12 protein-coding genes are annotated in these 12,373 nt (G+C 71.1%); 8 read left to right on the plus strand and 4 right to left on the minus strand.

From position 1 onward, the window contains the following. Nucleotides 1–233: 233 nt before the first annotated feature. On the minus strand, nucleotides 234–2,771 hold the full coding sequence (locus AB0A74_RS36020; RefSeq protein ID WP_358256718.1) for an ABC transporter permease: 2,538 nt from the start codon (nucleotides 2,769–2,771) through the stop codon (nucleotides 234–236). A gap of 2 nt (nucleotides 2,772–2,773) precedes the next feature. After that, a complete protein-coding gene (locus AB0A74_RS36025) occupies nucleotides 2,774–3,529 on the minus strand; it encodes an ABC transporter ATP-binding protein (RefSeq protein WP_358256720.1) in 756 nt (251 codons plus the stop codon). 415 nt (nucleotides 3,530–3,944) lie between these two features. On the opposite strand from AB0A74_RS36025, the gene AB0A74_RS36030 reads away from it, so the two are divergent. After that, nucleotides 3,945–4,289: a DUF742 domain-containing protein gene (locus AB0A74_RS36030; protein WP_343934847.1), complete on the plus strand. Its 345-nt coding sequence runs from the start codon at nucleotides 3,945–3,947 to the stop codon at nucleotides 4,287–4,289. Between the two features lie 302 nt (nucleotides 4,290–4,591). Here AB0A74_RS36030 and AB0A74_RS36035 read toward each other — a convergent pair whose 3' ends face one another. Both AB0A74_RS36035 and AB0A74_RS36040 read right to left on the minus strand, forming a co-directional pair. Next, nucleotides 4,592–5,344 carry a zf-HC2 domain-containing protein gene (locus tag AB0A74_RS36035; protein ID WP_358256722.1) on the minus strand — a complete coding sequence of 251 codons (753 nt, stop codon included), beginning with the start codon at nucleotides 5,342–5,344 and terminating at the stop codon, nucleotides 4,592–4,594. Nucleotides 5,345–5,349: 5 nt separating this feature from the next. Then, nucleotides 5,350–5,913 carry a sigma-70 family RNA polymerase sigma factor gene (locus AB0A74_RS36040; protein ID WP_309112265.1) on the minus strand — a complete coding sequence of 188 codons (564 nt, stop codon included), beginning with the start codon at nucleotides 5,911–5,913 and terminating at the stop codon, nucleotides 5,350–5,352. 178 nt (nucleotides 5,914–6,091) lie between these two features. On the opposite strand from AB0A74_RS36040, the gene AB0A74_RS36045 reads away from it, so the two are divergent. From AB0A74_RS36045 to AB0A74_RS36075, 7 genes are all read left to right on the plus strand, one after another. Next, nucleotides 6,092–6,661 (plus strand): hypothetical protein, encoded by a 570-nt coding sequence (locus AB0A74_RS36045; protein ID WP_358256724.1) that lies wholly within the window; start codon nucleotides 6,092–6,094, stop codon nucleotides 6,659–6,661. Between the two features lie 10 nt (nucleotides 6,662–6,671). Beyond that, a complete protein-coding gene (locus tag AB0A74_RS36050; protein WP_358256726.1) occupies nucleotides 6,672–7,427 on the plus strand; it encodes a DUF4142 domain-containing protein in 756 nt (251 codons plus the stop codon). A 141-nt stretch (nucleotides 7,428–7,568) separates the two neighbouring features. Further along, on the plus strand, nucleotides 7,569–8,408 hold the full coding sequence (locus tag AB0A74_RS36055; protein WP_358256728.1) for a ferredoxin: 840 nt from the start codon (nucleotides 7,569–7,571) through the stop codon (nucleotides 8,406–8,408). A 25-nt stretch (nucleotides 8,409–8,433) separates the two neighbouring features. Further along, nucleotides 8,434–10,029 (plus strand): FAD-dependent oxidoreductase, encoded by a 1,596-nt coding sequence (locus tag AB0A74_RS36060; protein WP_358256730.1) that lies wholly within the window; start codon nucleotides 8,434–8,436, stop codon nucleotides 10,027–10,029. Between the two features lie 54 nt (nucleotides 10,030–10,083). Beyond that, complete coding sequence (locus tag AB0A74_RS36065; RefSeq protein WP_358256731.1) at nucleotides 10,084–11,289, plus strand: family 2 glycosyl transferase; 1,206 nt, start codon at nucleotides 10,084–10,086, stop codon at nucleotides 11,287–11,289. Between the two features lie 36 nt (nucleotides 11,290–11,325). Further along, nucleotides 11,326–11,505 carry a hypothetical protein gene (locus AB0A74_RS36070; protein WP_358256733.1) on the plus strand — a complete coding sequence of 60 codons (180 nt, stop codon included), beginning with the start codon at nucleotides 11,326–11,328 and terminating at the stop codon, nucleotides 11,503–11,505. A gap of 118 nt (nucleotides 11,506–11,623) precedes the next feature. After that, the gene (locus tag AB0A74_RS36075; protein ID WP_358256735.1) at nucleotides 11,624–12,349 is read left to right on the plus strand and encodes a D-Ala-D-Ala carboxypeptidase family metallohydrolase; all 726 of its coding nucleotides are present in this window, start codon (nucleotides 11,624–11,626) and stop codon (nucleotides 12,347–12,349) included. The last annotated feature ends 24 nt before the right edge of the window (nucleotides 12,350–12,373 follow it).

Here is a 12,373-nt window from a genome sequence, read left to right on the forward strand (position 1 = left end):
CGGCGGCAGCGGCACCGGCAGCGGCACCGAGCGGCAGCGGCGGCGGGCGGCGTGGGTGGCGTGGGTGGCGGCGGGTGGTGGGAGAGTTAGTTGCGGCGGGTTGTGTTGTGTCGCCGGAGTGGTGGGGTGGCCGGCCTCCGCCCCCCGGTTTCCATTGTCCCAGAGGGGTACGACAGAAAAGGGGAACGCCCCGCCGGAGGAGTGGCGGGGCGTTCGTTCGTCCTGGCGAGCGGTTACTCGTACGAGATCGCCTGGAGCACGTTCAGCCTTGCCGCCCGGATCGCCGGAAGGATGGCCGCCACCACGCCGATCAGGGCCGCGATCAGCAGGTAGCTGCCCATCTGCGCCCACGGGATGCCCAGGTCCGTGAAGCCCTCGTCCTTCAGCGCACGGACCGCCCCCACGCCCAGCGCCGTGCCCACGCCCAGGCCCAGCAACGCGCCGAAGACCGAGATCACCACCGACTCGACCGTGATCATCCGCATCACCTGCGCCCGCCGCATGCCGATCGCCCGCAGCAGGCCCAGCTCGCGCGTCCGCTCGATCACCGACAGCGCCAGCGTGTTGATCACGCCCAGCACCGCGATCAGGATCGCCAGCGCCAACAGGATCTGGATCATCAGCAACACCGTGTCCAGCTGCGACGCCTGCTGCTTCACGAACGCGCTGCGGTCCTGCACCGTGATCTCCGGGTTGTCCGCGAACAGCGGCTCGACGCGCTTCTGCACGTCCTGCACCGACGCTCCCGGCTCCACCTGCACGAACACCGTCTCCAACTGCTCCACCCGGAACTGCTTGGCCGCCCCCACCGGGAGCACGATCGCGTTCACCAGCACGTTGTTCTTCGCGTACACGAACCCGACCGTGTAGCTGCGCGCCTCGCCCTTGGTCGTCTGCACGGACACCGTGCTGCCCGGCTTCAGGTTCAGCGCCTTCGCCGACTCCTCGTCCAGCGCCAGCGTTCCCTCGGCCAGCGCGGCGAACGAGCCCTCCTTCGCGGACAGGCCGAACTGCTTCTGCATGACCGGCACGTCCGTGACCGCGATGCCGAACTGCGGCTTGCCGTCCACCAGGATCCGGTCGGCGTACCAGCCGAACGACGTGTCCACGCCGGGCGTCCGCGCCACCTCGTCCAGCCGCGCCGGCTGGAACGTCGCGTTGCCTTCGGGACCGCCGCCCTCGCCGGCCACGATCAGGTCCGACTTCACCTGGCCCTCGGCGACCTTGGTGATGCTGGTCGTCGCCGACGTCAGCACCACGCTCACGCCCGTGATCAGCGCGATGCCCACCATCAGGGCCGCCGCCGTGATGGCCGTGCGGCGCGGGTTGCGGGCGGAGTTGCGCCTGCCCAGGGTGCCGGGCATCGACCACGACAGCAGCTTGCCGATCACCGACACGACCGGGCGGCTGATCAGCGGTGTCAGCAGCGCGACCCCGACGAACGACACCAGCAGGCCGGACATGATGAACCACAGCGCGCCCTCGGCGAACCCGTACCACAGCAGGCCGGCCGCGGCGGCGGTCAACGCCGCGCCCGCGATGGTCGGCCGGGTCAGCGGCCGGTCGGGGGTGGCGGCCTCGCGCATCGCCGCGACCGGCGGGATGCGGGACGCGCGCAGCGCCGGCAGCACCGCCGCCAGCACGGTCACCACGATGCCGACCGCGAACGCCGAGATCACCGCGCTGGGCGGCACCGAGATGCCCTCCAGCCGCAGGCTGCCCCCGCCGAGCGTGCTGAAGATGTTCGCCAGCAACGCCCCCACGCCGATGCCCGCGCCCAACCCCACGACCGACGCGATCAACCCGATCACCACGGCCTCCAGCACGACCGTGCCGACCATCTGCCGCCAGCTCGCGCCCATCGCCCGCAGCAGCGCGAGTTCCCGCGTCCGCTGGGCGACGATGATGGAGAACGTGTTCAGGATGATGAAGATGCCGACGAACAGCGCGATGCCCGCGAACCCGAGCAGGATGTAGTTGAAGAACGACAGACCCTCGCCGATCTGGTCGGCGGAGTCCTTGCTCAGCTGCTCGCCCGTCTTGACCTGGTAGGCGTCGCCGAGCTTGTCCTGCACGCGCTGGCGCAGCACGTCCTCGGCGACGCCGGGGGCCGCGGCCACGGTGATCGAGCTGAACGCGCCGGGCTGGCCCAGCAGCAGCCGCTGCGCGGTGGCCTCGGTGAACGCCGTGGTCAGCTCGCCGCCCAGCGAGTCCCGGCCGCCGGGGTAGCCGAACACGCCCGACACCGTGAACGTCTTCTTGGGTTCCAGGGTGATCAGCGAGATCTGCTCGCCCACCGAGAACCCGCCGGTCTTGGCGAGGTAGGCGCTGACGGCCACCTCGTCGTCGCGCTGCGGCGCGCGACCCTCGCGGATCTGCTCCTGGCCGCCGTCGCGCCAGGCCGTGCCCAGCCGGGGCGCGCCGGAGGTGGTGATCACCTTGCCGTTCTCGCCGATGGGCCGCGCGGACCCGACGACGTCGCCGACCACCCGGCCGACGCCCTCCACGGACTTGACCTTCGCCAGGTCGTCGCCGGTCAGCGTGCCGGCCAGCGCCTGCTCCGGCTCGTCGGAGCCGACCTTGGGCTTGACCGCGACCTGCACGTCGACGTCGGAGTAGATCGTGGTGAACAGGCTCTTGAACGAGCGGTCCAGCGTGTCGGTCAGCACGAACGAGCCGGACACGAACATCACGCCCAGCACCACGGCCAGCCCCGACAGGACCAGCCGCAGCTTTCTGGACAGGACGCTCTTGAGCGTCGCCTTCAACATCGCTACACCACGACCAGTTCGTCGCCGTCGAGGTTCTTCATGGTCTCCAGCACGGCGTCCGCGGTCGGCTGGTGCAGCTCGCGCACGATGCGGCCGTCGGCGAGGAAGATGACGCGGTCGGCGTAGGACGCGGCGTTCGGGTCGTGCGTGACCATCACGACCGTCTGCCCGAACTCGCGCGCCGACCGCTGGAGGAACGCGAGGACCTCCGCGCCGGACCGGGAGTCGAGGTTGCCGGTGGGCTCGTCGGCGAAGACCACCTCCGGCCGCGACACCAGGGCGCGGGCGCACGCGACGCGCTGCTGCTGGCCGCCGGAGAGCTGGGTGGGCCGGTGGCTGAGCCGGTCGCGCAGGCCGACGGTCTCCACCACCGTGTCGAACCAGGCCCGGTCGACCTTGCGGCCCCCGATCGCCAGCGGCAGCGTGATGTTCTCCTCGGCGGTCAGCGTGGGGAGCAGGTTGAACTGCTGGAAGATGAACCCCACCTTGGTGCGCCGCAGGTCGGTGAGACCCTTGTCGCGCAAGCCGTTCACCTTCGTGTCGCCGATGAACACGTCACCGGAGTCGATGGTGTCGAGGCCCGCCAGGCAGTGCATGAGCGTCGACTTGCCCGAGCCCGAGGGCCCCATGATCGCGGTGAACCGCCCGCGCTCGAAGTCCACGCTGACCCCGCCCAACGCGGTGACCGCGGCTTCACCGGTCCCGTAGGACTTCCACACGTCCACCGCCCGCGCGGCGGACTCCGTCTTGCCCGTCACCAGATCCTCCAGTGCCCCTCATGACGGCACGCGCCGTCCTCGCACCATCGTCCACGGGCGCGGCTGAGAGCGGCTCCGGTCTCAACCCTGAACCGTCCTCAGGGAGAACCCCGGGCTCAACATCAAACCTTCGTCAACAAGTGTTGTGAGAGCGCTCTAGCCCCTTCTAGCGTTCCGGCCGTGACCAAGAACGCCACCCCCATCGGCTGACGACCCGATCATCCCACCGTTAGCACGCCGGTTCAGACACCCTTGGGAGGCAACAGGACACAGTCCGTGGCGGCGACACGCGTTCTGTCCCACATGCCGGGAAAACCGAGACAGGAGCCACTGTCGGCGTTAGGTTCTGGCACCGTCAGCCACCCTGACCGCCCGTGCACGAAGATCGTTTAGCCGACCGCTTGAGGAGCTGGTGGTGTCAACCTTCCGGGTGCGCCCCTACACCAGGACCGGCGGGCGGACGCGCTCGACGACGACACTGGCGATCGAGACGATCGTGTCGACGAACGACCGGGTGGACCGCGACGCCCTGACCTCCACAGCGGAACACCGCGCGATCAGCGACCTGTGCCGCCACCCGCACTCGGTGGCGGAAGTGGCGGCCAGGCTCCGCCTCCCACTGGGCGTGGTACGCGTCCTCCTGGCGGACATGTCCGCGATGAGCCTGATCAACGTCCACGAACAAGCAGGCGCCGAAAAAGACGGCCGCCCCACCCTGGAACTGATGGAACGAGTCCTGATGGGCCTCCGCCGCATCTAACCCCCGGCCACGCACCCCACCGGGCCACCCACGCCCCGCGCGCAGCGCGGACTTCCTCTTGGCTATCAGCCACAGGAAGGGCCTCGGTTCGTTCCCCGTACGGCCTGGGCGCAGCCCAACCGCGCTTCTCCCTTCTTGGCAACCAGCTCTTCCGGTTGCCAAGAAGGGAGAAGGGTGGTTGCCTCCGGCAGGCCGTACGGGGAACGAACCGACGCCCTTCCACCCCCCGGGGGCCTGCCGCGCGGCGAGCGCCGCTTTTAGCTCTTCGCTCTTAGCTTTTGACGCCGAGGGCTTGTGGACACTCAAGAAGCGGTAGGCAGGCGGACGAGGGTCGCGCCCTCCTTGGTGTCACGCACCATGAACTCCGAGATCTCGTGCCACTTCATCCCGACAGACCCGTTGAGCCGCACCGGATCCTTGTCCCCACCACCGGACCCGACCTGCCACGACCCCACCACCACCGTCTCGCCCCCACGCCCACGCGCCACCAGCTCACACCGCGTAGGACCCTTGGCCCCCTTGACCTCCAGCACCACCGAGGTGCCCCACGACTCGGGCACGGCACTCAACCGGGCCCACACCCCGGTGGCCGGATCGGTCCGGATGACAGTGCCGGAGACGTCGGACTTCGCGACCACACTGGGCCCCGGCACCGTCGAAGACGCCTGCCCAGCAAGGTTGTCACCGGAAGACCCGGAAGTCCCGGAGGGCCCGGACGACAGGCCGACCGTCACCACGGCGGTCAGCACGACCAGCAACACGGCCGCGGCGGCGGCCAGGAGCACCGTGTTGCGTCGTCGTCGGGCCCGGTCCTCGGACACGGAGTCCAGCATCGCGCGCACCGACCGGCCGTCCGGTCGTTCGCCCGCGGCTCCGCGCAGCATGCCGTTCGCGTCGGCTTCGTCCAGCAGGTCCGGCAGCACGGCGAAATCGCGCAGGTCCAACGCGCAGCGACGGCACTGGGCGAGGTGGTTCTCGAAGGCGTCTACCTCGTCCTCGTCGAGGATGCCGAGGACGTACGCCGCCACGTCGACGTGGTCCGGACGCGAAGTCACCGAAGTCAGCCCCGATCCTGCAACGCCCGCCGCAGGGCGCGAAGCGCGTAGTAGACCCTGGACTTCACCGTGCCCGGGGGAACCCCGAGCACCGCTGCGGCTTCCCCGACGGTCCGATCCCTCAAGTACGTTTCGAGAATAGCCTCCCGGTGCTCCTCCGTCAGTCCGTTCATCGCCTCTGCCACCACTATCGCCGCCAGGGTGCGGTCCGCTTCGTCCCGCACCGGGGCCTCGTCGGACGGCGTCAACTCCGACTCCTGCGGTCGGACGCTGCGCTTGCGGCGGTCGTCGATGACCAGCCGCCGGGCGACGGTGAACAGCCAGGAGCGGAGCAGGACGGGGTCCCGTTCCAGCTTCTCGGCGTTGCGCCACGCCCGAACCAGCGTCTCCTGCACGATGTCCTCTGCCCACTGCCGGTCACTGCCCGTCAACCGCATGGCATGCCCGAGCAGCGCGCTGCCGAACTCCTGGTAGAGCCTGCGGATCAGCTCGTCTTCCAGGCTGAGGTCCGGCCAAGCGTGTTCTCTTGGGGGTTGAGTGCTGCGTCTGTGCCGCGCCACGCCGAGCATCCAAGCGCGCCAACCGGTTCCGCGTCGAGTGTTTCGGGTGAGAAAAAGTCGCCGATCTGTTTTTGAACCGTCACCGCATCGTGTCCGTACTCCCCGGTATCCGCCTCGAAGGCACGGCCGGAACACCTCCGCCGCTGCTCCCTTCGGCGGAACCCGCCAGCAGGAGAAAGGACGAACGATGCGCGGTCGACGTTTCCGGGAGGCACTGCGCGCCGTTCCGGCCGCCGGGGCATTGTTGCTGGTCAGCGCCTGTGGCGCGACCGGCACGGGTGCCGCGGGCGGCCAGGACGGCGCGGTCGGCGCCGGCTCTGGCACGACGACTCTCCAGCAACAGCCCGAATTCAGCAAGGAGCCGCACCAGATGCTGTCGGCGACCGAGTCGAAGCAGGTGGGCTGGTTCGTCGCGGACGCCGGCGGGTTCGCCCTGTACCGGTACGACAAGGACACCGCGAAACCGCCGAAGTCCAATTGCGACGGGGAATGCGCCAAGGCCTGGCCGCCGGTGCTGGTCGGCGAGCACACCATGACGTCCGGTGTGGACCCGACGACCGTCGGCTCGGTGACCCGCGCGGACGGCAAGAAGCAGGTCACGCTCGCCGGCTGGCCCCTGTACCGGTACACGGGCGACAAAAAGGCCGGCGACATCACCGGGCAGGGCAAGGGCGGCACGTGGTTCGCCGTCACCCCCGAGGGCAAGAAAGCGCAGGCCAACGACGGGGCCGCGCCCGCGCAAGGCGACGGCTACTGAGGAAAAACCCATGTCAGGCAAGCGATTCGCGGCGCTCGTGCTGGCCGCGCAGCTCCTGCTCGCCCCGGCGCTGACCGGCACGGCGACCGCCGACGACCCGGCCGCCCCGGGCGCGATCACGCAGACCCCGCTGGGACCGATCACCGAGCTGGACAAGGAACTGCTGGTCAAGGTGCGCCTGGCGGGCCTGTGGGAGATGCCCATGGGCGACGAGGCGCAGACCCGCGCGGGCAGCCAGCGGGTCAGGGAAGTCGGCGCGCAGCTCATGAGCGACCACACGTTCCTCGACGAGCGCGTGGTGCGGTTGGCCGGGCAGATGGGCGTGCCGATCCCCGACGAGGCCAACGCCGACCAGCAGTCCTGGATGGCCGAGATGCGCTCGCGCACCGGCGCGGCGTTCGACGAGTCGTTCGCCAACCGGCTGCGCGCGGCGCACGGCGCGATCTTCCCGGTCGTGTCCACCGTCCGCGCGAACACCCGCAACGAGGCCATCCGGCAGTTCGCCCAGATCTGCAACCAGGTCGTCCTCAAGCACATGACCCTGTTGGAGAGCACCAACATGGTCACCGAGATGGGGCTGTCCAAACCGGTGCCCGCCGGTGGCGCGGCCCCCGTGCGGGGGGCGGTGGACGCCGACCCGCAGCGCGCCGCGCAGGTCGGCGCGACCGGCCCCGATCCCGTGACCGTCCTGTTGATCTGCCTGGTGGGCGCGGTGGTGACCATCGCGATCCTGCGCCTGCTGCGGCCCAGGGCCGACGTGAAGTGAAAGGAGGTCCACACCGAGCACTCCCATCGCGGAAGAAGTACACACCCCTCACCCCCGCCCGGGGCGGTCGTGACCACTCCTGCGCGGCCGTTCCCGGGCGGGCCGCCGCAACCCTCCTCCCGCCAACCCGGAGGTCGACAAGTGTTCTCCCAGGTCCCGCTGCTGGTCGCGCAGGCGGCCGGCGGCGACCACGACGCCGGGGTGCGCCACGTCGCGCAGATCTCGGCTCGCCTGGCCTACGCGTTCATGTGCGCGACCCTGTGCTGGGGCGTCCTGATCGCGACCGGCTGGGCCAACAAGCTCACCGGCAGACAGGGGCTGCGCAACAGCCACATGGTGCTCGCCACCGCGGCCCTGTCCTTCGGTTGCCTGCACGCCTTCGCGTTCACCCTGCTCAGGATCGCCCCGTTCAGCTTCGTCGGGATCGCCGTGCCGCTGGTCGGCGGCGGGCTGTTCCGGCACGCGCTGGGCATCGTCGCGCTGGAGGTCATGCTGGTCATCGCGTTCACCGCGGGCCTGCGCAAGAAGATCTACTACCGCAAGTGGTTGCGGCTGCACCAGCTCGCGTACCTGGCCGTCGGCCTGGGCGTGGTGCACTCGTGGTTGGGCGCGATCGCCAACGGCAACCTCGCCGTGCTGTGGCTGGCCGGCCTGACCATCCTGATCCCCACGGTCACCATCGCCCTGGCCCGCTTCCTGCCGCCGCACGTGCTGGTGCGGCTGGGCATGCTGGAGCCGGAGCCGGGGTTCGAGCCCGAGCCGGACGGCGCGGGCGGCAGCGCGCTGGACATCAGCGTGGACAACGAGCGCTGCCACCGCTACGGCATCTGCCAGGCCGAGGCGCCGGGCCTGTTCCAACTCGTCGACGACGAACGGCTGCGCTACGAGCGCCGGCCGCCACCCGAGCTGTTCGCGAAGGCGCGGGCCGCCGCGCGCGCGTGCCCCATGCGCGCCATCGAACTGCGGGAGCGTGTCAGGTGAGCACCCACGTCCGGGGCGGTGCCCGGTGAAGAACGAGGAACGCGTCGTCATCGCGGGCGGCGGGCTGGCCGGGTTGCGGGCCGGGGAACGGTTGCGCGAGCTGGGGTTCCAGGGCGAGATCGTGATCGTCAGCGCGGAGCGCCACCTGCCCTACCACCGGCCGGCGCTGTCCAAGGAGGCCATCAACGGCGAGCTGCACGCCTCCGACCTGCGCCTGACCATCAGCCGCGAGCTCAACGCGATCTGGCGGCTGGGCACCGCGGCCACCCACCTGGAGACCGACCGGCGCGTGGTCGGCCTGCCCGGCGGCGAGGAGCTGCGCTACGACGGCCTGATCATCGCCACCGGCGTCGAACCGCGGCACCTGCAGGGCGCGCCGCGCCAGGACCCGCGCATCCACGTGCTGCGCACGGTGGACGACGCGGTCGCCATCAAGCAGGCCATCAACTCCACGCAGGGGCTGGTGGTGGTGATCGGCGGCGGTCTCATCGGCTGCGAGATGACCGCGTCGGTGAAGATGATGGGCCGGGACGTGGCCATCGTGAGCCGGTCGAGCACGCTGCTGGGCAGCGCGGTCGGCAAGAACATCGCGGACACCGTCACCGAGGCGCACCGGGCGCGCGGCGTGCGGATGGCGATGGGCGTGAAGATCCGGCACTGGATGCCGCAGGCGGGCGGGGTGGCCATCCACCTGTCCGACGGCCAGGTGTTCGTCGCGGCGGTCGTGGTGATCGCCGTGGGCGCGTCGCCGTCGGTGGCCTGGCTGCGCGGGTCCGGGCTGGTGCTGGAGGACGGGGTGCTGTGCGACCCCACGTGCCACGTGGTCGGGGCGTCCGACGTGGTGGCCGCGGGCGATGTCGCGCGCTGGCCCAACCTCCGGTTCGGAGGCCAACCGCGTCGGGTCGAGCACTGGCTCAACGCGGTGGAGATGGGGCGGGCGGCCGCGGAGAACCTGTTGGCGGGCAGGGAGGGATCGCGGCCGTTCACCCCCGTTCCCCGGTTCTGGACCGAGCAGTACGGGATGCGCATCCAGGGGTCGGGGCTGCCGTCGATGGGCAAGGACACCACGACGCTGGCCGGGTCGAAGAAGGACCACCGGACGATCACCGGGTTCGTGGACGGCGGGCGGCTGGTGGGCATGGTCGGGCTGGACGCGCCGACGGCGATGATCAAGCTGTCGATGGAGCTGTGGCGGCAGAACCGGGTGCCCGAGGCGGACCGCGCCCGCCGGGTCCCGCAGCACCTCGCACCCCCGGAACGCCTGGCCGACGCGCAACACCCCGAGCCGCAACGCCCTGAGCCGCAACGCCCCGAGCAGCAACGGCCGGCCGCGCCCGACCCGGGCTTCGCCGCCGCACAGGCCTCCGGCTACGGCCGACCCGTGCCACCCGACCCGCAGTTCGCCGGCCCGAACGGCTCGGGCTACGGCCACCCGGTCGAGCAGCCCCGGCGGCCCACCCGGTCCGAGCAGAGCGGCCGGCACGAGGTGCCGGACTACGAGTTCCCCCGCCAGCAGCAGGACTCGCAGCCGCTGCCCATCCCGCCGCACGCCCCCGTCGTGCGGTCCCGGGCGCACCCCCGGCCCCTCGCCCGCACCGGACCGAGGGCAAGACCCCGGTGAGCTGTTACCTCATCGCCGTGTCCCCGTAACCCACGCCACCAAGCATTCGGACCCATGAACCGAACCACCGTCGTCGGCATCCCCGCCCGCGACGAGGAGCGCACGGTCGGCGCGGTGGCCCGGGCCGCCGACGCCGGCCTGCACCTCGCCTTCCCCCGCGGGACCAACGTCGTCGTGCTCGCCGAGAACGGCAGCACCGACGACACGGTGCGGCGGTTCGCCGAGGCGCCGCTGCGCGCCCGCAAGGTCGTGGCCAGCTCCCCCGGCGCGGGCACCGGCAAGGGCACCAACGTGTTCGCGATCATCGACCGGGCGCTGGAGCTGGACGCCGACCGCGTGTTGCTGCTCGACGCGGACGTCCGGTCCACCGAACCGGAGTGGGTCGGGCGGCTGGCGGGCGCGGTGGACGGCGACGAGCCCGCGCTGGCCGTGCCGTCCTACCGGCGCGACCGGTTCGAGGCCAACACCACCAACCACCTGGCCAGCCCGCTGCTCGCGGCGGTGTACGGGGTGCACGTCGAGCAGCCCATCGGCGGCGAGTTCGCGTTCAACCGGGCGTTCCTGGAGCGGGCCGCGACCTGGTCCCGGCCGGACAGCGCCTACCTGTACGGCATCGACGTGTGGCTGACCGCGAACGCGTTGCGCGAGCACGTGCGGGTGGTGGAGGTGCCGTTGGGGCGCAAGCTGCACAACTCACCGTTCCCGAAGATCCTGCGGCTGCCGCAGCAGGTGCTGGACTCGCTGTTCCACGTCGTGCTGACCACCGACCGGGTGCGTCCGCCCGGCGCGGGCGTCCCCCGGGCGCGGGCGGCGGTGGACGGCGCGGCGGTGCGGCAGGACCCGGCCGTGGTGGCGCGGGTGTCGGCGGCGGTGGGCCGCTACCTGGACGTGCACCTGCCCGACGTGCGGACGTTGTTCCCGGCGGCCGGGGAGGTCGGGCCCGCGCCGTGGGGCCTGCGGGTGACCGCCGAGGACTGGCCGCACGTGCTGGCCGACGCGGTGGCGGCGGTCGCCGGCGGCCGGTTCGAGGCGGCGCGCGACCACCTGGTGGCGCTCTACGTCAACCGCGTGCTGACGTTCTGGGAGGAGATCGACGGGCTCTCGGGCGCGGAGGTGGACCGGTTGCTGGACCGGCAGGCCGCGCGGACCGTCGCCGCCGTGCAGGCCCGGCGGGTGGAGCTGGGCGGCGCGGCCGGGCCGCGGGAGTTCGACGTGCGGCACTGGGCGGGGTTCGACGACGAGGCGCCCGTGCCGGCGTGAAGTAACGACCGGGCGGTCGTGAGCGCTGTTCAGGTCATGAGATCGACGCGGGAGAAGTCGCTGGTCGCGTTGGCCGTCGTGTTCCTGGCGGTGGCCGCGTTCAACGCCGTCTTCGCCCTGTTCGACCACGTGGCGTGGCGCAGCGTGACGGCGGGCGCGTGCGCGGTCGCCTCCGCCGGGCTGCTGTTCGCCGCCCTGACCGAGCACCGCCGCTGACAGCTGTTCACACACTGTTGGGCAGGTGTGAAATCTTCGGACATTCGGGACAGATTGACGCCCGATCGCGGTCTCCGCCAGGCTCCGAGGTCCGTCCCCTCGCAGTCTGGAGGTCCCTGTGCTCCGACGCTTCGGTTCGATCGTCACCGCGTTGTCACTCGTTCTGGTAGGCCTCGTGTTCGGCTCCGCACCGGCGCAGGCCGACGGTTGCTACACCTGGACCCGCACCCTCTCCGAGGGCGCGACCGGCGCGGACGTGCGCCAACTCCAGATCCGCCTGTCCGGTTACCCCGGCTACGGCGGCGTCCTCGCCCTCGACAGCTCCTTCGGTCCGGCCACCCGCTCCGCCCTGGTCCGCTTCCAGCAGGCCTACGGGCTGGCCGCCGACGGCGTCGCGGGCAGCGCCACCTACAACAAGCTCTACGCCCTGCAGGACGACGACTGCACCCCGGTCAACTTCACCTACGCCGAGCTGAACCGCTGCAACTCCGACTGGTCGGGCGGCAAGGTCTCGGCGGCCACCGCGAAGTTCAACGCCCTGGTGTCGATGTGGAAGCTGCAAGCCATGCGGCACGCGTTGGGCGACCAACCGATCACGGTCACCAGCGGGTTCCGCAGCATCGCGTGCAACAACGCCGTCGGCGGGGCGTCGGACTCCCGGCACCTCTACGGCGACGCCGTGGACCTCGGCGCGGGACCGCACTCGCTGTGCCGCCTGGCCCAGCAGGCCCGCAACCACGGGTTCAACGGCATCCTCGGGCCCGGCTACCCCGGTCACGGCGACCACACCCACGTCGACCACCGGTCCAGTCGGTTCTGGTCGGCCTCGCAGTGCGGGATCTGACGACCGTGTGAGTTCCGCGTTTCC

The organism is Saccharothrix sp. NPDC042600, assembly GCF_040647305.1.
Taxonomy (GTDB): Bacteria; Actinomycetota; Actinomycetes; order Mycobacteriales; family Pseudonocardiaceae; genus Actinosynnema; species Actinosynnema mutabilis.

Coding starts and splice junctions, on each gene's coding strand:
- AB0A74_RS36020 (WP_358256718.1), bottom strand. CDS start 2,771: ATGTTGAAGGCGACGCTCAAGAGCGTCCTGTCCAGAAAGCTGCGGCTG.
- AB0A74_RS36040 (WP_309112265.1), bottom strand. CDS start 5,913: ATGCTCGGCGTGGCGCGGCACAGACGCAGCACTCAACCCCCAAGAGAA.
- AB0A74_RS36045 (WP_358256724.1), top strand. CDS start 6,092: ATGCGCGGTCGACGTTTCCGGGAGGCACTGCGCGCCGTTCCGGCCGCC.
- AB0A74_RS36050 (WP_358256726.1), top strand. CDS start 6,672: ATGTCAGGCAAGCGATTCGCGGCGCTCGTGCTGGCCGCGCAGCTCCTG.
- AB0A74_RS36065 (WP_358256731.1), top strand. CDS start 10,084: ATGAACCGAACCACCGTCGTCGGCATCCCCGCCCGCGACGAGGAGCGC.
- AB0A74_RS36070 (WP_358256733.1), top strand. CDS start 11,326: ATGAGATCGACGCGGGAGAAGTCGCTGGTCGCGTTGGCCGTCGTGTTC.